The 20,165-nt window shown below is 70.0% G+C and carries 20 protein-coding genes; 16 read left to right on the top strand and 4 right to left on the bottom strand.

Annotated elements, in window-relative coordinates; all coding sequences use genetic code 11:
- Positions 1–134: 134 nt before the first annotated feature.
- From PKO50_RS19970 to PKO50_RS19915, 12 genes are all read left to right on the top strand, one after another.
- Positions 135–521 (top strand): OB-fold domain-containing protein, encoded by a 387-nt coding sequence (locus PKO50_RS19970; RefSeq protein ID WP_109936830.1) that lies wholly within the window; start codon positions 135–137, stop codon positions 519–521.
- Positions 518–1,669, top strand: coding sequence for a thiolase (locus tag PKO50_RS19965; RefSeq protein WP_275627024.1), 1,152 nt, complete (start codon positions 518–520; stop codon positions 1,667–1,669). The genes PKO50_RS19970 and PKO50_RS19965 overlap by 4 nt, the downstream gene beginning before the upstream one ends.
- A gap of 113 nt (positions 1,670–1,782) precedes the next feature.
- A complete protein-coding gene (locus PKO50_RS19960; RefSeq protein ID WP_275627023.1) occupies positions 1,783–3,930 on the top strand; it encodes an acetate--CoA ligase family protein in 2,148 nt (715 codons plus the stop codon).
- Positions 3,914–4,780, top strand: coding sequence for a MaoC/PaaZ C-terminal domain-containing protein (locus PKO50_RS19955; protein ID WP_275627022.1), 867 nt, complete (start codon positions 3,914–3,916; stop codon positions 4,778–4,780). The genes PKO50_RS19960 and PKO50_RS19955 overlap by 17 nt, the downstream gene beginning before the upstream one ends.
- Before the next feature lie 52 nt (positions 4,781–4,832).
- On the top strand, positions 4,833–6,173 hold the full coding sequence (locus PKO50_RS19950) for an MFS transporter (protein WP_275627021.1): 1,341 nt from the start codon (positions 4,833–4,835) through the stop codon (positions 6,171–6,173).
- Positions 6,174–6,194: 21 nt separating this feature from the next.
- Positions 6,195–6,644 carry a PaaI family thioesterase gene (locus PKO50_RS19945; protein ID WP_109936826.1) on the top strand — a complete coding sequence of 150 codons (450 nt, stop codon included), beginning with the start codon at positions 6,195–6,197 and terminating at the stop codon, positions 6,642–6,644.
- A 4-nt stretch (positions 6,645–6,648) separates the two neighbouring features.
- On the top strand, positions 6,649–7,707 hold the full coding sequence (locus PKO50_RS19940) for an acyl-CoA dehydrogenase family protein (RefSeq protein WP_275627020.1): 1,059 nt from the start codon (positions 6,649–6,651) through the stop codon (positions 7,705–7,707).
- Positions 7,707–8,471: an enoyl-CoA hydratase/isomerase family protein gene (locus tag PKO50_RS19935; RefSeq protein ID WP_275627019.1), complete on the top strand. Its 765-nt coding sequence runs from the start codon at positions 7,707–7,709 to the stop codon at positions 8,469–8,471. Before PKO50_RS19940 ends, PKO50_RS19935 begins: the two co-directional genes overlap by 1 nt.
- Position 8,472: 1 nt before the next feature.
- Complete coding sequence (locus PKO50_RS19930) at positions 8,473–9,618, top strand: acyl-CoA dehydrogenase family protein (RefSeq protein WP_275627018.1); 1,146 nt, start codon at positions 8,473–8,475, stop codon at positions 9,616–9,618.
- Between the two features lie 60 nt (positions 9,619–9,678).
- The gene (locus PKO50_RS19925) at positions 9,679–10,596 is read left to right on the top strand and encodes an SDR family NAD(P)-dependent oxidoreductase (RefSeq protein ID WP_109936822.1); all 918 of its coding nucleotides are present in this window, start codon (positions 9,679–9,681) and stop codon (positions 10,594–10,596) included.
- 16 nt (positions 10,597–10,612) lie between these two features.
- Positions 10,613–11,596, top strand: a complete 984-nt coding sequence (locus tag PKO50_RS19920; protein ID WP_275627017.1) for an NADH:ubiquinone reductase — start codon at positions 10,613–10,615, stop codon at positions 11,594–11,596.
- A gap of 68 nt (positions 11,597–11,664) precedes the next feature.
- Entirely contained in the window at positions 11,665–12,915 is a 1,251-nt protein-coding gene (locus PKO50_RS19915) for an OprD family porin (protein WP_275627016.1), read from the top strand.
- A gap of 47 nt (positions 12,916–12,962) precedes the next feature.
- Here PKO50_RS19915 and PKO50_RS19910 read toward each other — a convergent pair whose 3' ends face one another.
- The 3 genes from PKO50_RS19910 to PKO50_RS19900 form a co-directional block, all read right to left on the bottom strand.
- Positions 12,963–13,226: a DUF4404 family protein gene (locus PKO50_RS19910; RefSeq protein ID WP_275627015.1), complete on the bottom strand. Its 264-nt coding sequence runs from the start codon at positions 13,224–13,226 to the stop codon at positions 12,963–12,965.
- 77 nt (positions 13,227–13,303) lie between these two features.
- The gene (locus PKO50_RS19905) at positions 13,304–13,885 is read right to left on the bottom strand and encodes a phosphonate degradation HD-domain oxygenase (RefSeq protein WP_275627014.1); all 582 of its coding nucleotides are present in this window, start codon (positions 13,883–13,885) and stop codon (positions 13,304–13,306) included.
- On the bottom strand, positions 13,882–14,631 hold the full coding sequence (locus tag PKO50_RS19900; RefSeq protein WP_275627013.1) for an HAD family phosphatase: 750 nt from the start codon (positions 14,629–14,631) through the stop codon (positions 13,882–13,884). The genes PKO50_RS19905 and PKO50_RS19900 overlap by 4 nt, the downstream gene beginning before the upstream one ends.
- A gap of 123 nt (positions 14,632–14,754) precedes the next feature.
- Between PKO50_RS19900 and PKO50_RS19895 the strand changes: the two genes are divergently transcribed.
- The 4 genes from PKO50_RS19895 to rssC all read left to right on the top strand — a co-directional run bounded on the left by PKO50_RS19895 (position 14,755) and on the right by rssC (position 19,137).
- On the top strand, positions 14,755–15,471 hold the full coding sequence (locus PKO50_RS19895) for a UTRA domain-containing protein (protein ID WP_275627012.1): 717 nt from the start codon (positions 14,755–14,757) through the stop codon (positions 15,469–15,471).
- Between the two features lie 1,126 nt (positions 15,472–16,597).
- A complete protein-coding gene (locus tag PKO50_RS19890; protein WP_109935017.1) occupies positions 16,598–17,302 on the top strand; it encodes a VacJ family lipoprotein in 705 nt (234 codons plus the stop codon).
- 171 nt (positions 17,303–17,473) lie between these two features.
- Positions 17,474–18,658 (top strand): two-component system response regulator RssB, encoded by a 1,185-nt coding sequence (gene rssB / locus PKO50_RS19885; protein ID WP_275627011.1) that lies wholly within the window; start codon positions 17,474–17,476, stop codon positions 18,656–18,658.
- On the top strand, positions 18,655–19,137 hold the full coding sequence (gene rssC, locus PKO50_RS19880) for an anti-sigma factor antagonist RssC (protein WP_043266908.1): 483 nt from the start codon (positions 18,655–18,657) through the stop codon (positions 19,135–19,137). Before rssB ends, rssC begins: the two co-directional genes overlap by 4 nt.
- A 71-nt stretch (positions 19,138–19,208) precedes the next feature.
- Here the strand turns inward: rssC and tal are convergent, their stop codons facing one another.
- Complete coding sequence (gene tal / locus PKO50_RS19875; protein ID WP_275627010.1) at positions 19,209–20,129, bottom strand: transaldolase; 921 nt, start codon at positions 20,127–20,129, stop codon at positions 19,209–19,211.
- Positions 20,130–20,165: the final 36 nt, after the last annotated feature.

Here is a 20,165-nt window from a genome sequence, read left to right as displayed (position 1 = left end):
TGGGATTGACATTCACTGGGGTGAATATATGCTGGCTTCACGGAGCGCACAACGGCTGCCTTGAAACCGCCGGCTGTGCGTCCACGTCGCTGCACTTTGCAGCAAAGGTCGAACAAGAACAAAGGAGGACCTACGTGGCAGATCTCCCCGAGTGCGTCGTTCCGGGCCCCGAGGCCCAGTATCTCGCCTTCCTCGCCGAGGGCCGCTTCATGCTGCAGCGCAGCCGTTCCAGCGGGCGGCACGTGTTCTACCCGCGCAACCTGGTGCCCGGCAGCGGCGAGACGGACCTGGAATGGGTCCCGGCCTGCGGCCTGGGCACTCTTTATGCGATCACCGTCAACCGCGCCCGCGGCGGCGACTACAACGTCGCCCTGGTCGACCTGGACGAGGGCGTGCGCATGATGTCGCGCATCGAGGGCCACCTCGAACTGCCCATCGGCACCCGCCTGAAGGCGCGCATCGTCGAACAGGAAGGCGCACCCGTGGTGGTGTTCCAACCCCTGGCGGAGGTGCAGCCATGAGCCAGGTCCTGCGCGGCAAGACCGCCATCGTCGGCATCGGCAGCGCCGGCATCGGCGAGGCCCCCGGCCACAGCGCCATCGAACTGCTCGGCCAGGCCTCGGTGAAGGCCATCGCCGACGCCGGGCTGAAGCTGGCGGACATAGACGCGGTGTTCGCCGCCACCAGTTCCCATGCCTTCCCGACACTGTCGGTGTGCGAATACCTGGGCATCCGTCCGAAATTCGTCGACGGCACCAACATCGGCGGCTCCAGCTTCGAACTGCACCTGCTGCAGGCCACCCTGGCCCTGGAGGCCGGGCTGTGCGACGCGGCGCTGATCTGCTACGGCTCCAACCAGCGCACCGCCGGCGGCAAGCTGGTGTCGATGAGCGAGCCGCAGTGGCACGAGACGCCCTACAGGCCGCGCCACCCCATCACCGCCTATGCCCTGGCCGCCAGCCGGCACATGCACCAGTACGGCACCACCCGCGCGCAGCTGGCGGAAGTGGCGGTGGCCGCGCGGGGCTGGGCCAACCTCAACCCCGAGGCCTTCGCCCGCGGCCCGCTGGGCATCGAGGACGTGCTCGCCGCGCGCATGGTCAGCGACCCGCTGAGCAAGGCCGACTGCTGCCTGGTCACCGACGGCGGCGGCGCCTGCGTGCTGGTCCGCGCCGACCGCGCCCGCGACCTGCCCAACGCACCGGTGTACTTCCTCGGCGCCGCTGGCGCGCAGTGGCACCGCTCCATCGTCGCCATGCCCGACCTGACCGTCACCGCCGCCTCGGAAAGCGGCCCGCGGGCCATGGCGATGGCCGGGGTGAGCCACGCCGACATCGACCTGGTGATGCTCTACGACGCCTTCACCATCAACACCCTGCTGTTCCTCGAAGACCTCGGCTTCTGCCCGAAGGGCGAGGGCGGGCGTTTCGTCGAGGGCGGGCGCATCGCCCCCGGCGGCGAGCTGGCGGTGAACACCAATGGCGGCGGGCTGTCCTGCGTGCATCCGGGCATGTACGGCATGTTCCTGATCATCGAGGCGGTGACGCAGTTGCGCCGCCAGGCCGGCGAACGCCAGTTGCGCAAGGCCGACGTCGCCCTGCTGCACGGCAACGGCGGCACCCTGTCCAGCCAGGTCACGGCCCTGCTCGGCACCCAGTCGGTGCTCTGAAGCCCGGGTTCGACGCCCCAGCGGTGGCCGCTTCGGCAGCCTGCCGTGGACGCGCTCGCCCTTGCGCCGGGACGGTCGGTCCGGCAACCGTCAACAGTTCAGGTGGAAACGTCATGTCAGTGAGTCACGCGCAACACCCCGGCGGCGCCTCGCGCTTCGCCAGCCTCACGCCCCTGCTGCAACCCCGTTCCGTGGCCGTGGTCGGCGCCTCCAGCGACCCGCACCGCATCGGCGGCCGGCCCATCGCCTACATGCTGCGCAACGGCTTCGGCGGGCGCATCCTCCCGGTCAACCCCAACCGCAGCGAGATCCAGGGCCTGCCGGCCTTCGCCAGCGTCGAGGCGCTGCCCGAGGCGCCCGACGTGGCCATAGTCGCGCTGCCGGCGCCGCAGGTGCTGGAGACCATCCGGGCCCTGGGCCGCAAGGGCGCGCGCAGCGCCATCGTGTTCTCCTCCGGCTTCAGCGAGGTGGGCGGCGAGGGCGAGCAGATGCAGGAGGCCCTGGTCGAGGCCGCCCGCGCGGCGAACATGCGCCTGCTGGGGCCCAACGCCCTGGGCGTGTTCAACGCCAACCTGGGCTACTACGCCTTCTTCTCCACCAGCCTGGAACGCGGCACGCCGCTGGCCGGGCGCGTCGGCATCGCCACCCAGTCCGGTGCCTATGGCGCGCACCTGCTGGGGCTGGCGCGGCAGCGCGGGCTGGGCACGCCGATCTGCGTGGCCACCGGCAACGAGGCCGACGTCACCCTGGGCGACGCCATCGGCTGGCTGGTGGAGTCGCCGGAGGTCGACGTGGTCATGGCCTACGCCGAGTCCATCCGCAACGTCGACAGCTTCCTCGCCGCCCTGGCGGCCGCCCACCGCGCCGGCAAGCCGGTGATCCTGCACAAGGTCGGGCGCAGCGAGCTGGGCGGCCGCGCGGCCATGTCCCACACCGCCTCGCTGGCCGGCGACGACAAGGTGCTGGACGCGGTGCTGGCCGACTACGCCGTGGTCCGCGCGCGCAACACCGAGGAGCTGATGGACATCGCCTACCTCGCCACCCAGCGCATCTACCCGGTGAACAACAGCCTGGGGATGATCACCGTCAGCGGCGGCGCCGGCATCATCGTCAGCGACGCCGCCGAAGAGGTCGGCCTGCCCATGCCGTCCATGCCCGAGGCGGCCCAGGCGCGGCTGAAGCAGCGGCTGTCGTTCGCCTCGCCGATCAACCCGGTGGACTGCACCGCCCAGGCGCTGAACGACCTGAGCCTGGTGCACGACTTCACCGAATCCATGGTGGTGGACGGCGGCTACCGCTCGCTGATCGCCTTCTTCACCCAGGCCGGCACCGCCGCGTCCATTGGCCCGCGCCTGGCCGAGCAGTTCGCCCGCATCAAGGCGGACCACCCGGAGCGCCTGTTCGTGGTCTCGGTGATGGGCGAGGGCGAGGAACTGGCGCCCTACGAGAAGGCCGGCTTCGCCCTGTTCGAGGATCCCACCCGCGCGGTGTACGCCATCCAGGCCATGGGCCGGCTCGGCGAGGCCTTCGCCCGGCCGTTGCGCCAGGTGCCGGCGCCCGGCGGCGTGGAGCTGCCGGCGCAGACCCCCGGCGAGGCGGAGGCCAAGCAACTGCTGGCCCGTGTCGGCATCGAGTCGGCGCCGGAGCGGGTGCTGGGCAACGCCGCGGACGCGGTGGCCTTCGCCGAATCGATCGGCTACCCGGTGGTGCTGAAGATCGCCTCGGCGGACATCCTGCACAAATCCGAGATCGGCGGCGTGCTGCTGGGCGTGGACAGCGCCGAGGCCGTACGCGAGGGCTTCGACCTGCTGCTGCGCCGCGCCGCCGAACACGCGCCCGCGGCGCGTATCGATGGCGTGCTGGTGGCGCGCCAGCTGCAGGGCGGCGTGGAGTGCTTCATGGGCATCCAGCGCGACCCGCAGTTCGGCCCGGTGGCTGTGTTCGGCCTCGGCGGCATCTTCGTCGAGGTGCTCAAGGACGTGGTGTTCCGCCGCTGCCCGTTCGACGCCGCGGAAGCCGAGGCGATGATCCGCAGCATCAAGGGCGCGCCCCTGCTGCTCGGCGCCCGCGGCCGCCCGGTGACCGACGTGAAGGCGCTGGCGCAGGTGCTCTCGCGGCTCTCGCGGTTCGCCGCCCAGGCCGGCCCGCGGTTGCGCTCGGTGGACCTCAACCCGGTGTTCGCCATGCCCGAGGGGCAGGGCGCCTGGGCCGCCGACGCGGTGCTGGAAGTCGAGGAGGTGGCCCATGGCGCTGAATCCTGAGCACCTGCTGAACTACCGCATCCCCGAGGTGCGCCAGCGCTACAGCCGCGAGGACAGCGCCTTCTACGCGCTGTCCGTGGGCCTGGGCGCCGACCCGATGGACGAGCACCAACTGGCCTTCGTCGACGCCAACCGCGATATCCAGGCGCTGCCGTGCATGGCGGTGGTGCTGGGCCACCCCGGTTTCTGGCTGGGCAATCCGGACACCGGCGTCGACGCCCTGCGCCTGGTGCATGGCGAGCAGAGCGTGGAATGGCTCAGGCCGCTGCCGCCGGAAGGCGAGGTGGTCGGCCGCACCCGCGTCACCGGCCTGGTGGACAAGGGCGCCGGCAAGGGCGCGCTGCTGTACAGCGAGAAGGTGCTGAGCGATGCCGCCAGCGGCGCGGTGCTGGCCATCGCCCGCGGCACCACCTTCCTGCGCGGCGACGGCGGCTTCGGCGGCGACGGCCGGTCGTCGAGCCAGCCGCACCGCCTGCCCGAGCGCGCGCCGGACCTGGCCATCGACCTGCCGACGCGCCCGGAGCAGGCCCTGTACTACCGCCTCAACGGCGACGACAACCCGATCCACGCCAGCCCGGCGGCCGCGGCGCGCGGCGGTTTCCCCAGGCCGATCCTGCATGGCCTGTGCACCCTGGGCGTGGCCTTCCACGCCCTGCTGCGCGGCTTCGCCGACTACCGCGCCGAGCGTTTCGGGCAACTGCAGGTGCGCTTCTCCGCGCCGGTGTTCCCGGGCGAGACCCTGCGCACGGAAATCTGGAACGACGGCTCCTTCCGCACCCGCGTGGTCGAGCGCGATGTGGTGGTGCTGGACAACGGCCGCGTGCGCCTGACCCCGGAGGCCGGCAACTGACCCGGGCGGCACGGCGCGACCCCACCTCAACCCACCTGCGAGAACAAGAACAATGAACGCATCCCTGAGCCCTCCCCAGGGCCCCGTGTTTTCCCGGCGTACGCTGGTCATCGCTTTCTTCTTCTGCTTCCTCGGGCTGCTCGCCGACGGCGTCGACCTGATGTTCCTCGCCTACAGCCTGAACAGCCTCAAGGCCGAGTTCGGCCTGAGCAACTTCGAGGCCGGCTCGCTGGGCAGCATCACCCTGGCCGGCATGGCCATCGGCGGCATCTACGGCGGCTGGTGCTGCGACCGCTTCGGCCGGGTGCGGGTGGTGACCTGGACCATCGTGATCTTCTCGGTCGGCACCGCGCTGCTGGGCATGACCCACAACTACTGGCAGTTCGCGCTGATCCGCTTCCTGTCCTCCCTGGGCCTGGGCTCGCTGTTCGTCGCCTGCAACATCCTGATGTCCGAGTTCGTCACCTCGAAGTACCGCACCACCATCCTGGCGACCATGCAGGCCGGCTGGACCGTGGGCTACCTGGTGGCGACCATCCTCGCCGGGCAGATCATCCCCGACTTCGGCTGGCGCGCGCTGTTCTTCACCGCCCTGGCCCCGGCGCTGGTCTGCCTGGCGCTGCGGCCCTGGGTGCCGGAGTCGCCGTCCTGGCTGGCGGCCCAGGCCCAGCGCCGCCAGCAACCGGCCGGCGTGCGCGCCGCACCCGCCGCCGGTGGCGGCCTGTTGGGCGAGCCGGCCACGCGCCGCATGTTCCTGCTCTGGGCGCTGACCTCGTGCTTCCTGCTGTTCGGCTACTACGGCACCAACAACTGGATGCCCTCGTACCTGGAAAGCGAGCTGGGCATGAACTTCAAGTCCATGACCGGCTACATGGTCGGCACCTACACCGCGATGATCCTCGGCAAGGTGGTCGCCGGGATGGCCTCGGACTACTTCGGCCGCCGCGCCACCTTCGCCGCTGGCGCCATCGGCAGCGCCATCTTCATGCCGCTGATCGTGTTCTGGCACACGCCGGACAACATCGTCTGGATCCTCGCGCTGTTCGGCTTCATCTACGGCGTGCCGGTGGGCGTGCTGGCCACCTACATGACCGAGAGCTTCTCCACCCGGGTGCGCGGCGCCGCCGTGGGCACCGCCTACAACCTCGGCCGCGTCGGCGCGGCGGTGGCGCCGGCGGCCATCGGCCTGCTGGCCTCGCACGTCTCCATCGGCGCCGGCTTCCTGGTGATGGGCATCACCTACGTGATCACCGGCCTGATCCCGGCGCTGTTCATCCCCGACCGCCTGTACGACCCGAACCGCGCGGCGAGCGATGCCGACGCCACGCCCGGGCCCGCCCCGGCGAGCGCCGACGCCGCCGACGCCGCCGAGCCGCGGCCGCTCAAGGCCTGAACCCATGACGGAGCCCCTGCGATGAACGATTCGACCCTGGCGGCCGCCCCGGCCGAGCCCGCGAGCGTGTTTCCCACCGGCCGCTTCACCTTCCAGGAGTTCCTCGGCCTGGAGCGCTGGGCCGAGGGCGAGGTGGCGCGCATCCGCCTGAGGCACCGCCCGGAGCTGATGAACTACCTCGAGCACTTCCACGGCGGCGTGCTGATGAGCGTGCTCGACGCCGCCATGGCCGGGGCCATCCGCATCTGCTCGCCGGGCTGCTCGATGGTCACCATCGACATGGCCACGCACTTCATGGGCAGCACCCGCGGCGAGCTGAACGCCGTCGGCCGGGTGCTGCGACGTACCCGCACCCTGTGCTTCTGCGCCGCGGAGATCCGCGACGAGGCGGGCGAGCTGGTCGCCACCGCCACCGGCAGCTTCAAGTACCGGCCCGCCCAGGCCGGAGCCGTTCAACCGACACGAGAATGACGAGATGACCGAGAACACCGAGATGGCCGGCGAGCGCGAGGAGCGCCTGCGGCTGATTCGCGACAGCGCCGCCTCCCTGATGCCGCGCGATGGCGACCTGAACCGCGTGCGCCGCCAGCGCTTCCAGGCGCCGGGGGTGGACCGCGCGGCCTGGGCCGAGGTCTGCGCCATGGGCTGGCCGGGCCTGCGCCTGGCCGAGGCGCAGGGCGGCAGCGGCCTGGGCATGGCCGAGTACGCCGCGCTGCTGGAGGAACTGGGCCGCGGCCTGCTGCCCGAGCCGCTGATCGAGGCCAGCCTGGTGGCGCCGCTGCTGCCGCAGGCCGAGCGCGACGCGCTGCTGGCCGGGGAGCGGCTGATCCTGCCGGCCGGCATCGGCTACGAGGGCGCCGCCGCGCGGCCGCTGTGGCGCGATGGCGCGCTGCGCGGCGAGGTCGCCCAGGTCCACCTGGGCGCCGCCGCCGACGCCTGGCTGGTGGCCTGCGACCAGGGCCTGGCGCTGGTGGAAAGCTACGCCGAGGGCCTGGAGCTGCGCAGCGAGCCGACCCAGGACGGCGGCCACCTGGCGCGCCTGCGTTTCGACGGCACCCCGGCGCGCCTGCTGCAGACGCCGCCGCCGGCCCTGGACGAAGCCGCGCTGGCCTGCGCCGCCTACCTGGTGGGGGCGATGGACGCCGCCTTCGAGCGCACCCGCGAGTACCTCGGCGTGCGCAGCCAGTTCGGCCGCGCCATCGGCAGCTTCCAGGCCCTGCAGCACCGCATGGTCGACCTGAAGATCCAGATCGAACTGGCCCGCGCCATGGTCGCCGAGGCCGCCGCGGCCATCGACGCCGGCGCGCCAACCGACCAGGTGCGGCGCCTGGTGTCCACCGCCAAGGTGCGCGCCGCCGAGGCGGCGCTGCTGGTCACCCGCCAGGCGATCCAGCTGCACGGCGGCATCGGCTACACCGACGAGGCCGACATCGGCCTGTTCCTGCGCCGCGCCATGGTGCTGCTCAACGCCCAGGGTTCGCTGGCCTTCCACCGCGCGCGCTACATCGCCCTGCTGCACGGGGAGGTGGCCTGATGAGCGAGCTCCTGCTGCAAGAGACCCACGGCAGCGTGCGCCTGCTGCGCTTCAACAACCCGGCGCGGCGCAACGCCCTGTCGCCGGCGCTGCGCATGGAACTGCTGGGCGCCCTGGAAGAGGCCGAGCGCGACGCCGCCGTGCGCAGCGTGGTGCTCACCGGCAGCGCGGAAGTGTTCTGCGCCGGCGGTGACCTGGGCGACATGCGCGTGGAAACCCTCGGCGCCGGCCGCGCGCGGATGCAGGCCAACGCCCGCCTGGTGCGGCAGATGGTGCGCATGGGCAAGCCGCTGGTGGCCGCCATCGAGGGCTGGGCGGTGGGCGCCGGGCTGTCCATCGCCCTGGCCTGCGACAGCCTGGTGTGCGGCGCCACGGCGCGCTTCGCCGCCGGCTTCGGCAAGGTCGGCCTGCTCGCCGACCTGGGCCTGCTGCACAGCCTGCCGGCACGCATCGGCCACGGCCGCGCGCGGCAACTGCTGATGTTCGGCGAGGTACTGGAAGCGCAGGAGGCGCTGCGCATCGGCCTGGTGGACCAGCTCTGCGCCCCCGGCGCGGCCCTGGAGACGGCGCTGCGGCGCGCGGCCCTGGTCGAGCAGCAGGCGCCGTTGCCGCTGGCCATGACCAAGGCCCTGCTGGCCGAGGGCCTGGACCTGCTGCTGGAGCGCGAGGGCGAGCTGCAGAGCCAGCTGTTCCTCAGCGCCGACCATGCCGAAGGCAAGGCGGCCTTCCTGGCCAAGCGCACCCCCCACTTCGAAGGACACTGAGATGACCGACTACAACGCCCTGGGCGATGGCGAATTCCGCCTGGTGGTGCGCGACTGGATCGCCGCCAACTACCCGCAACGCATCCGCAACCCGGCCCACCGCCTGGGCCGCGACGACACCTGGGAGTGGTACCAGGCGCTGTCGCGCCAGGGCTGGCTGTGCCCCGGCTGGCCGGTGGAATACGGCGGCATGGGCCTGAGCGCCGGCAAGCAGCTGATCATGATCGAGGAGATGGAAGGCTACGGCTGCGCGCGCCTGCCCGACAGCGGCATCACCATGCTCGGCCCGCTGCTCATCCGCTACGGCAGCGACGCCCAGCGCCGGCGCTTCCTGCCGCGCATCCTCAGCGGCGAGGACATCTGGTGCCAGGGCTACAGCGAGCCCAACGCCGGCTCCGACCTGGCCAGCCTGCGCACCGAGGCGGTGCTGCGGGACGGTCACTGGGTGATCAATGGCCAGAAGACCTGGACCACCATGGGCAGCGAGGCCAACTGGATCTTCGTGCTGGCGCGCACCGAGCGCGGCGGCAAACCGCAGCAGGGCATCAGCTTCCTGCTGGTGCCCATGGACAGCCCCGGCGTGGAGGTGCGGCCGATCCTCAACCTGGAGCTGCAGGGCGAATTCTGCGAGGTGTTCTTCAACGAGGTGCGGGTGCCGGCCGACCACCTGGTGGGCGAGGTCAACCAGGGCTGGAGCATGGCCAAGGCGCTGCTGGGCTTCGAGCGCATCTTCCTCGGCTCGCCCAAGCAGGCCACCTTCGCCCTCGAACGCCTGGTGCGCCTGGCCCGCCACCAGGGGCTGTGGGACGACCCGGCGTTCGCCCAGCGCTTCGCCGCGCTGAGCATGGACCTGGACTGCCACAAGGCGCTGTACGAGCGCTTCGCCGAGCGCCTGCGGCGCGGCGAGAGCCTGGGGCCGGACGTGTCGATGCTGAAGATCCACCAGTCCGAGCTGTACCAGCGCATCAGCGAGCTGGGCCTGGAGATCGCCGGTCCCGACTCGGCGCTGCTGCAGCCCTTCGCCGACGACCCCGAGCTGCACCCGGCGGGCATCTTCATCCAGTCGCGGCCCACCACCATCTACGGCGGCACCAACGAGATCCAGCGCAACATCCTGGCCAAGAGCCTGCTCGGCCTGCCGGGCTGAACCCCGCGCGGCCCGGCCGTCGCCGGGCCGCCCAGCGAATCCATACGAGAGGAAAGTGCGATGACCGAACGACTCAACGAAGGCAAGGTAGCGATCGTCACCGGCGCCGGTGGCGGCATCGGCCGCGAGATCGCCCTGGCCCTGGCCGACAGCGGGGCGAAGGTGCTGATCAACGACATCGGCGTGTCCCTGGGTGGCGAGGGTGGCTCCGCCTCTCCGGCCGAGGAGACCCTCGGGCTGATCCGCCAGCGCGGCGGCGAGGGGGCGATCAACACCGACAGCGTGGCGGACTGGGACAGCGCCCGGCGCATCGTCGCCAGCGCCCTGGACGCCTTCGGCCGGCTCGACATCGTGGTCAACAACGCCGGCATCCTGCGCGACGCCATCTTCCACAAGATGAGCGCCGAGGATTGGCTGTCGGTGATCAACGTCCACCTCAACGGCAGCTTCTTCGTCAGCCGCGCCGCCGCCGAGCGCTTCCGCGAGCAGGGCAGCGGCGCCTTCGTGCACATGACCAGCACCTCGGGGCTGATCGGCAACTTCGGCCAGGCCAACTACTCGGCGGCCAAGCTGGGCATCGTCGCCCTGTCCAAGTCCATCGCCCTCGACATGCAGCGCTACAACGTGCGCTCCAACTGCATCGCGCCCTTCGCCTGGAGCCGCATGACCGACTCCATCCCGGCCCAGACCCCGGAGCAGAAGGCGCGGGTGGAAAAGCTGCAGCGCATGACCCCGGAGAAGAACGCGCCCCTGGCCGTGTACCTGGCCTCCGACGCCGCCCGCGAGGTCAACGGCCAGGTGTTCGCCGCGCGCAACCACGAGCTGTTCCTGATGAGCCAGAGCCGCCCGCTGCGCAGCGTGCACAGCGAGCACGGCTGGACCCCGCAGAGCATCGCCGAGCACGGCATGCCGGCCTTGCGCGGCAGCTTCATGGACCTGGCGCGCAGCCCGGACGTGTTCTCCTGGGACCCGATCTGAGCCGCGGGGGCCAGCCATGAGCGTGTTCAAGACCCGTTTCACCGAGACCTTCGGCGTCGAGCACCCGATCATGCAGGGCGGCATGCAGTGGGTGGGGCGCGCCGAGCTGGCCGCGGCGGTGGCCAACGCCGGCGGCCTGGCCACGCTGTCGGCGCTGACGCAGCCGACGCCGGAAGCGCTGGCCGGCGAGATCGCCCGCTGCCGCGAGCTGACCGACAGGCCCTTCGGCGTCAACCTGACGCTGCTGCCGACGCAGAAGCAGGTGCCCTACGCCGAGTACCGCGCGGTGATCGTCGAGGCCGGCATCGGCGTCGTCGAGACCGCCGGCAACAACCCCGGCGAGCACATCGCCGAGCTGCGCCGCCACGGCGTCAAGGTGATCCACAAGTGCACCTCGCTGCGCCACGCGCTCAAGGCCGAGCAGCTGGGCGTGGACGCGGTGTCCATCGACGGCTTCGAGTGCGCCGGCCACCCGGGGGAGGACGACATCCCCGGGCTGGTGCTGATCCCCGTGGCGGCCAACCGCCTGCGGGTGCCGATCATCGCCTCCGGCGGCTTCGCCGACGGCCGCGGGCTGGTGGCGGCGCTGGCGCTGGGGGCGGACGCCATCAACATGGGCACGCGCTTCCTCAGCACCCGCGAATGCCCGATCCACCCGCAGGTGAAGGCGGCCATCCGCGCCGCCGACGAGCGCTCCACCGACCTCATCATGCGCAGCCTGCGCAACACCGCGCGGGTGGCGCGCAACGCGGTGAGCCAGGAGGTGCGGGCGATCGAGGCGCGCGGCGGGGCCACCTACGCCGACATTGCCGCGCTGGTCAGCGGCCAGCGCGGGCGCACCGTGTACGAGCAGGGCGACACCGACCTGGGCATCTGGTCGGCGGGCATGGTCCAGGGCCTGATCTTTGATGAGCCGGGCTGCGCTGAGCTGCTGCGCGGCATCGTCGAGCAGGCCCGCGCCCTGGTGCGCCAACGCCTGGAGGGCATGCTCGGCGACTGACCGCGACTCCCCACGCGGCGCCGCAGGAGGGCGCCGCTTCACCTCATCCGAACGAAGAGACAACAACAATGAAAAATCTTCCCGCACGGGCGCTGGCCTCGGCCGCCGCCTGCCTGCCGTTGTTCGCCCAGGCCGACTTCATCGGCGACAGCAAGGCCAGCCTGGAGCTGCGCAACTTCTACTTCAACCGCGACTACCGCCAGTCCGGCGCCAGCCAGTCGTATTCGGAGGAATGGGCACAGGGCTTCCTGCTGCGCTACGAATCCGGCTATACCGACGGCACCGTCGGCGTGGGCGTCGATGCCCTGGGCCTGCTCGGGCTGAAACTGGACTCCAGCCCCGACCGCTCCGGCTCCGGCCTGCTGCCGTACTCGGCCAGCGACCGCCGCGCCGCCGACGACTATTCCGACCTGGGCCTGACCGCCAAGCTGCGCGCCTCGAAGAGCACCCTGAAGGTCGGCACCCTGACACCCAAGCTGCCGGTGGTGCAGTACAACGACACCCGCCTGCACCCGCAGACCTTCCAGGGCGGCCTGGCGGAAATTGGCGAGATCGACGGCCTGGCCATGCAGCTCGGCCAGCTGCGCCAGGTGAAGCAGCGTGATTCGAGCAACGCCGAGGACATGAGCATCACCCGCGGCAACAAGCGCAACATCCTGCCCGGGCGGCACACCACCAGCGACCGCTTCAACCTAGCCGGCGGCACCTACCGCTGGAGCGACAACCTGAGCACCAGCTACCACTACGGCAACCTGGAGGACTTCTACCGCCAGCACTACCTGGGCCTGGTGCACCTGCTGCCGATTGCCAAGGACCAGTCGCTGAAGTCCGACATCCGCTGGGCGCGCTCCACCGACGAGGGTGGCAGCAACGTCGACAACCGCGCGCTCAACGCGTTGTTCACCTACCGCCTGGGCGGCCACGGCTTCGGACTGGGCTACCAGCGCATGTCCGGCGACACCGGCTACGCCTATCTGTCCGGCACCGACCCCTACCTGACCAACTTCGTGCAGATCGGCGACTTCGCCAACAAGGACGAGCGTTCCTGGCAGCTGCGCTACGACTACGACTTCGCCGCCATCGGCCTGCCGGGGCTGACCTTCATGACGCGCTACCTGCGCGGCGACAACATCGACCTGCTGAACGGCCAGGGCAATGGCAAGGAATGGGAGCGCGACACCGACATCGGCTACGTGGTGCAGGGCGGGCCGCTGAAGAACCTGGGCTTCAAGGTGCGCAACGGCAGCTTCCGCAGCGACTTCGGCAACGACGTGGACGAAACCCGCGTCATCATTAGTTACACATTGCCGCTCTGGTAAAGGCGATGCGGCCCGCGCCGGGAGGGGCGGGCCGCCGGGAGAAGGGGTCAGATGCCCATGTTGGCCAGGCTCTGCATGATCGAGCGCAGGGTGCCGGCGAGGGTCGGGTGGCTGACCTCGAAGCGCTCCACCGCGAGGTTGACGCCGTCCAGCAGGCTTTCGTCGGCCAGCGCTTCCTCGTTGGCCAGTTGCAGTTCGATGTCCTGGATCAGTGTCTGCAACTCGGCGCGCTGTTCTTCGCTCAGCGGCGGCTGCTGTTCCAGTTGGTCGCGCAGTCGCTGCAGTTCTTCATGCAGTTGACGTGTGGGCATGGTGGTTTCCTTCTGCGGTGGCTACCCAGGATGGACTGCCGCACGGCGGCGAAAAATCCATCTCCATGCCACACAGCTTAACTCGCCGGACGCAACCGTGTCTGATGCCCGTCAATGCGCAGCAGGCGTTCCAGCAGCGGGAAGAAGTGCGCCAGCTCCGGGGTGCGCATGGCCGGGTCCTTGCCGAGGTCGTCCAGGCGCCGCAGGGTGACGGCGTCCTGGGCGTAGGGGATGCTGAGGAAGGCGCTGGCGCCGCGCTCGTCGAAGGGCCCGCCCTGCAGCGCCAGGCTGTGCCGCGAAGCCGGCGACAGGCCGGCGTGGTAGGCCGCGTCCACCGCGCACAGGTAGCGCTTGGCGGCCACGTGCAGGCGGATCGGTTGCCACACCGCCTCGGGTAGCAGGGCGCGCAGCAGGTTGGCGCCGACTTCCTCGTGGCGCAGGTCGCAGGCCTCGATCTCGTCGGGGTTCTCGTAGAGGTGGCCGATGTCGTGCAGCAGGGCGGCGATCACCAGGCTGTCGGAACAGCCGGCGCGTTCGGCCAGGGTGGCGCACTGCAGGGCGTGCTCGGCCTGGCTCACGGATTCGCCGTAGGGCTCGGCGCCGTGGCTGGCGAAGCGTTCGGCCAGCTCGTCGAGGAAGGCGTGGCGGGCGCGGTTCATGGTTTTTCTCCTTTGGCGCGGCGGCTGGCGATGTCCAGCAGGCAGGAATCCAGCTCGCCCAGGTGGTCGATGACCGAGTGCACGCCCAGGCGGTACAGGCCGAAGGTCGCCTGGGCGCGGCGCAGGTCGCGCCGGGGGCTGTCCAGCGCCTCCCAGTCGCGCACCGAGAGGCCGCACAACGGGCCGCTGGCGGCCAGGCCGATGGTCCACAGCCCGGCGTTGAGGCCGGCCTGGAGCAGGCGCGGCTGGCTGCTGACCAGCACGCAGCCGTCCAGCTGCGGCGTGCCCAGTTCCATCAGCGCGCGCCAGCAGGCGTCCGGCGCCGGCCAGGGGCGGCCGGCGTGGGCGATGCCGTTGTCCAGGGCGCCGTCGAGGGCGGCGGCCAGGCGTTCGCTGGCCGGCTCCGGCAGCTCCTCCAGCCAGGCGCAGGGTACGCCCTGGCGGTTCAGTTGCTGGAGGGCTGGCAGGGCTTCGGCGATGGGTTCGGCATGGGCGTCGGCGGCTTCCGCCAGGCGCTTGCGGAAGCGCGCTATCTCCTCGGTGCTGGGCAGGCGGCCGAGCACGTGGCCCAGGGCCTGGTGCGGGGCCAGGGTGGCGGCTTCGGCGAGGCGCTCCTGCGGGCACTCCGGGCAGCTCTGCTGCAGGGCGAGGGGCAGGGTGCGGGCGCCGAAGTCCACCAGGTCGCCGGCGAGTCCGAAGAGCAGGGAGGTGAAGCGGGGTAGGTCGGCGGATGTCGAGGCGGGCATGGCGCGGTGGTCTGGACGATGGTCTAGGCCAGACTAGACGCCCATTGTGACGATCCGGTGAAGCCGGCCTGCGCGCGTACCCGCTGCCTTTATAATGGCGCGCCTTTCGCTGGAGAGCCCACCATGGCGGCCGAACGACCCCTGCATTACCTGCGCATCCGCGACCAGCTGGCCACGGACATCCGCCAGGGCGGCCTGGCCGCGAAGCTGCCGGGCGAGCGCGAGCTGGCCGAGCGCTTCGGCTGCACCCGGGTGACCCTGCGCGAGGCCCTGCAGCAGCTGGAGACCGAGGGCCTGCTGTACCGCGAGAACCGCCGCGGCTGGTTCGTCGCGCCGCCTCGGGTGCGCTACAACCCCACCCGCACCCAGGGCTTCATGGAATACGTCGCCGCCCAGGGCCGCCAGCCGCGCACCGAAACCCTGAGCTGCCGCGAGTGCGCCGCCGACGCGCCGACCGCCCGGCGCATGGGCCTGGAGGAGGGCGCCTTGCTGTTCGCCATCGAGCGGCGGCGCTGGATCGACCAGCGCCCGGTGCTGCTGGAGCGCATCCTGCTGGACGCGGCCTGGTGCCCGGGGTTGCTGGAGGAGGACCTGGACGGCTCCCTCACGCAAGTGCTGCGCGAGCGCTTCGGCAAGCGCCCGCAGCGCTGCGAGCTGGCCATGCACCCCTGCGCCCTGGGCGCGGACCAGGCCGCGCCGCTGCAACTGGCGCCGGGCGCGCCGGGGCTGTACCTGGAGCGCCTGAGCTACGCCGAGGGCGGGCGGGTGGTGGAGCTGGACCGGGAGTTCTGGCGCCCGGATGCCCTGGAGATCGTCATCCAGGCCTGCTATCCGGACTGACTCGCGGGCGCGGGGAGGCGAGCACGGCTTCTCGTAGGTGCGAGGGGGACGCCTAGTTCTTGCTCGCGAACAGTGGTTGCTTCTACGACCCTGCCCAGCCGTAGGGCGAATGACCGTTCGCGGTTATCCGCCGCCGTCCGTGCCACCGGGGCGTCCGGCATGGCCGGTGAATCCAATCGCGGACGGAGTCCGCTCCTACGCCCGTGCTTCCTGGAACCGTAGGAGCGGACTCTGTCCGCGATTCGGCGGATAACGCCGTAGGCGTTATGCGCCCTACGAGGAGGCCGGGAGCTTCGTGATTCCGCTTCACGCCGGACGGTCCCCTCTCCCGCTTGCGGGGGAGGGTTAGGGAGGGGACGGAGTCAGGGTTCGCGAGCAAGCTCGCTCCTACGAAAAGCAAAAGCGCTTTTGCTCTGGCGTTTGGACTTCCAGAGAAACAACCGAGCGCACCGGAACGCCCCTTCAGAAGGCCGAGCGAAACCGGCGCTCAGGAGGTCATGCGACATGGATGTCGCGAGAGCCCCGATCAGCACAGGGACGTGCTGTCGGGGCGGGCCTCCGTGGCGGGGGAATTCGCGAGGGTAGCCCGGCTTCATCGGGCCCGTATGCGGGGCAAGCCTTCTTGGTTACTTCTTTGGCGTTTGAAAGAAGTGACTCGCCCGAGGGGGCGAAACAAGAGACATCAACGCACTCGGAGCGGCGCGCTACACCGAGCCCAAACCCAAAAGTCTCTGGGTTCCCGCGTTCGCGGGAATGACGAGGGTGGGAGGATGGCGCCTGACTGACATATCGCTCAGGACAGCCCCTCTCCCTTCAGGGAGAGGGTTGGGGAGAGGGTGCTCTTACCCCCAACACCCCAGCCACCGGGAAACTCCATTCGCGAGCAAGAACTAGGCGTCCCCCTCGATCCTACGAAGGACCTTCCAACGCAGTCGACAAGCGAATCGCATCGGCACAAAAGCTGGCTCTTGGCTATCGTAAGGGGAGGGCGGCGCTTCCGGCCGTGCTCCGGGGGCGAAGGCGTTAGAAACAATCCGATGTCTGCAAATCGAATCTGGAACTATATACTGCGCAGCGGTTCGAGGCCGCGGCGGCGGCCTCATGAGACTTTCAAAGGAGAAACCCGATGCGCCCACACGGCGTCAAATGGATGCAGCGCACCGCTCGCCTGCTGGCCGGAGCCGGCCTGGTCATGCTTCCCTTCCTGGCCCAGGCCGCGAGCGAGGACGACCCCTGGGAGAGCGTCAACCGCCCGATCTTCGTGTTCAACGACACCCTCGACACCTATGCGCTGAAACCGCTGGCGCAGGGCTACCAGAAGGTGACGCCGAACTTCGTGCAGGACGGCGTCCACAACTTCTTCAGCAACATCGGCGACGTGCGCAACCTGGTCAACGACCTGCTGCAGGGCAAGCTCGAGCACGCCGGGGTCGACACCAGCCGACTGCTGTTCAACACCACCTTCGGCCTGGCCGGCTTCATCGACGTGGCCACCCGCATGGGCCTGCAGCGCAACGACGAGGACTTCGGCCAGACCCTCGGCTACTGGGGCCTGGGCAGCGGCCCGTACGTGATGCTGCCGCTGCTGGGCCCGAGCACCCTGCGCGATGCGCCGTCGAAGATCCCGGACGCCTACACCGGCATGTACCCGTACATCGACGACGTGTCGGTGCGCAACAGCCTCCGCGCCGTGGACGTGGTGGACACCCGCGCCAACCTGCTGAAGTCCGAGAAGCTGATTTCCGGCGACAAGTACACCTTCATCCGCAACGCCTACCTGCAGAACCGCGAGTTCAAGGTCAAGGACGGCCAGGTCGAAGACGACTTCTGACACACTCGCCACCCATCCGCCCCGGGGCTGCCGCAAGCGCGCCGAGCCGCCGTCTTGAACCCTCGGGCGGATGGGAGTAGTGTCTGCGCCTTGTCGCACCCGACCCGCGCCGTTTTCATAGCCATGCGCGCCCACATCCACCACCTCCGGCGCCGTTTGCCTGGATAACCCATGCACAAACCCAGTGCCACGCTGCTGATCATCGACGACGACGAGGCCGTTCGCGAAAGCCTCGCCGCCTACCTGGAAGACAGCGGTTTCAAAGTCCTGCAGGCGACCAACGGCCAGCAGGGCCTGCAGGTCTTCCAGCACGAACTGCCCGACCTGGTCATCTGTGACCTGCGCATGCCGCAGATGGACGGCCTGGAGCTGATCCGCCGGGTCAGCGAGATGGCGGTGGAAACGCCGGTCATCGTGCTCTCCGGGGCCGGGGTGATGAGCGACGTGGTCGAGGCCCTGCGCCTGGGCGCCGCGGACTACCTGATCAAGCCCCTGGAAGACCTGGCGGTGCTGGAGCACTCGGTGCGCCGCGCCCTGGACCGCGCCTACCTGCGTGCGGAGAACCGCCGCTACCGGGAGAAGCTGGAAACCGCCAACCGCGAGCTGCAGGCCAGCCTGAACCTGCTGCAGGAAGACCAGAACGCCGGGCGCCAGGTGCAGATGAACATGCTGCCGGTGACGCCCTGGGAAGCCGAGGGCCTGAAGTTCGCCCACCAGATCATCCCGTCGCTGTACCTGTCCGGCGACTTCGTCGACTACTTCCGCGTCGACGAGCGGCGCATCGGCTTCTACCTCGCCGACGTCTCCGGCCATGGCGCGTCCTCGGCCTTCGTCACGGTGCTGCTGAAGTTCATGACCACCCGCCTGCTCTACGAGTCGCGGCGGGCGGGCACGCTGCCCGAGTTCAAGCCTTCGGAGGTGCTCGGGCACATCAACCGCGGGTTGATCAACACCAGGCTGGGCAAGCACGTGACCATGCTCGGCGGGGTGATCGACCTGGAAACCGATCGCCTGACCTACAGCATCGGCGGCCACCTGCCGCTGCCGGTACTCTATGTCGACGGCGAAGCACGCTACCTCGAGGGCCGCGGCCTGCCCGTGGGCCTGTTCGAGGACGCCACCTACGACGACCGGACCATGGACCTGCCCAGGTCCTTCAGCCTGTCGTTGTTCTCCGACGGCATACTGGACGTGCTGCCCGGGGCTACATTGAAAGAAAAGGAGACGGCCCTGCCCGAGCAGGTCGTCGCCGCCGGCGGGACGCTGGACGGCCTGCGCCAGGTCTTCGGGCTGGCCAAGTTGTCCGAGATGCCGGATGATATCGCCTTGCTGGTGTTGAGCAGGAACCTTGCATGAGTACCGGTAAAATCCAGTTCGCCGAGCAGGATGGCTCATTCGTCCTGAAGTTCGTGGGCGAAGTCCGACTGACCCTGTGTTCGGCGCTGGATGCCACCATTGAAAAAATCTTCGCCGCGTTGAATTTCACGGCGATCATCATCGATCTCACGGAAACCCAGAGCATCGACAGCACCACCCTGGGCCTGCTGGCCAAGCTGTCCATCCTCTCGCGGCAGAAGGTGGGGCTGTTGCCGACCCTGGTGACCACCAACCCGGACATCACCCGGTTGCTGCAGTCCATGGGCTTCGACCAGGTGTTCAACATCGTCGACCGGCCCATCCCCTGCACGGATTGCCTCACCGACCTGCCGCCCCAGGACCAGTCCGAGGAAGTGGTGCGCAGCAAGGTGCTGGAGGCCCACCGCATCCTCATGGGCCTGAACGAGTCCAACCGTGAAGCCTTCCACGACCTGGTGAGTGCCCTCGAGCACCACTGATCCGCCGGAGCCCGTCGATAGAACGCAAACCGGCGCCCTGGGGCGCCGGTTGGTCTTGCTGCGCGCCGTTTCTAGCGGCCGCCGAGCAGGGCTTCCAGCTTTTCCTGGTCGCGGGCGAACAGGCGGATGCCTTCGGCCAGCTTCTCGGTGGCCATGGCGTCCTCGTTCAGCTGCCAGCGGAAGGCGCTCTCGTCGAGCACCTGGCGCGCCTCGCCCTCGCCGGGCTGCAGCGCGCGGGGCAGCTCGCCCTGGGCGTCGGCCAGCTGCTGCAGCAGTTCCGGGCTGATGGTCAGGCGGTCGCAGCCGGCCAGTTGCTCGATCTGCCCCAGGTTGCGGAAGCTCGCGCCCATCACCACGGTGCGGTAGCCGTTGGCCTTGTAGTAGCGGTAGATGCGCGACACCGACTGCACGCCCGGGTCCTCGGCGCCGACGTAGTCGCGGGCGTTGGCCTTCTTGTACCAGTCGTAGATGCGGCCGACGAAGGGCGAGATGAGGAACACCCCGGCGTCGGCGCAGGCGGCGGCCTGGGCGAAGGAGAACAGCAGCGTCAGGTTGGTCTGGATGCCGTCGCGCTCCAGCTGCTCGGCGGCGCGGATGCCTTCCCAGGTGGCGGCGATCTTGATCAGCACGCGGTCCTTGCCGATGCCCTGTTCGTCGTACAGGTCGATCAGCCGGCGGGCGCGGGCCAGGGTGTCCTCGGTGGCGAAGGACAGGCGGGCGTCGACCTCGGTGGAGATCCGCCCGGGGATCACCCCGAGGATGTCCTTGCCCACCGCCACGGCGAAGCGGTCGCAGGCAAGGCCCGCGTCACCGCCGCTGGCCGCGGTGGCGCGGGCCAGGTGCTCGGCGTAGCGGGGCAGGGCGGCGGCCTTGAGCAGCAGGGAAGGGTTGGTGGTGGCATCCACCGGCTTCAGGCGGGCAATGGCGTCGAAATCGCCAGTATCGGCGACGACAGTGGTGTACTGCTTCAGTTGTTCCAGCTTGGAGGTCATGGCAACTCTTCCGGTGGCGATGCCATGACCTTACCC

The sequence above is a fragment of the Pseudomonas sp. 273 genome (assembly GCF_029201425.1).
Lineage (GTDB): Bacteria > Pseudomonadota > Gammaproteobacteria > Pseudomonadales > Pseudomonadaceae > Pseudomonas > Pseudomonas delhiensis.
Note: the sequence above shows the minus strand (reverse complement) of the source record. Positions and strands in the feature narration are given on the sequence as shown.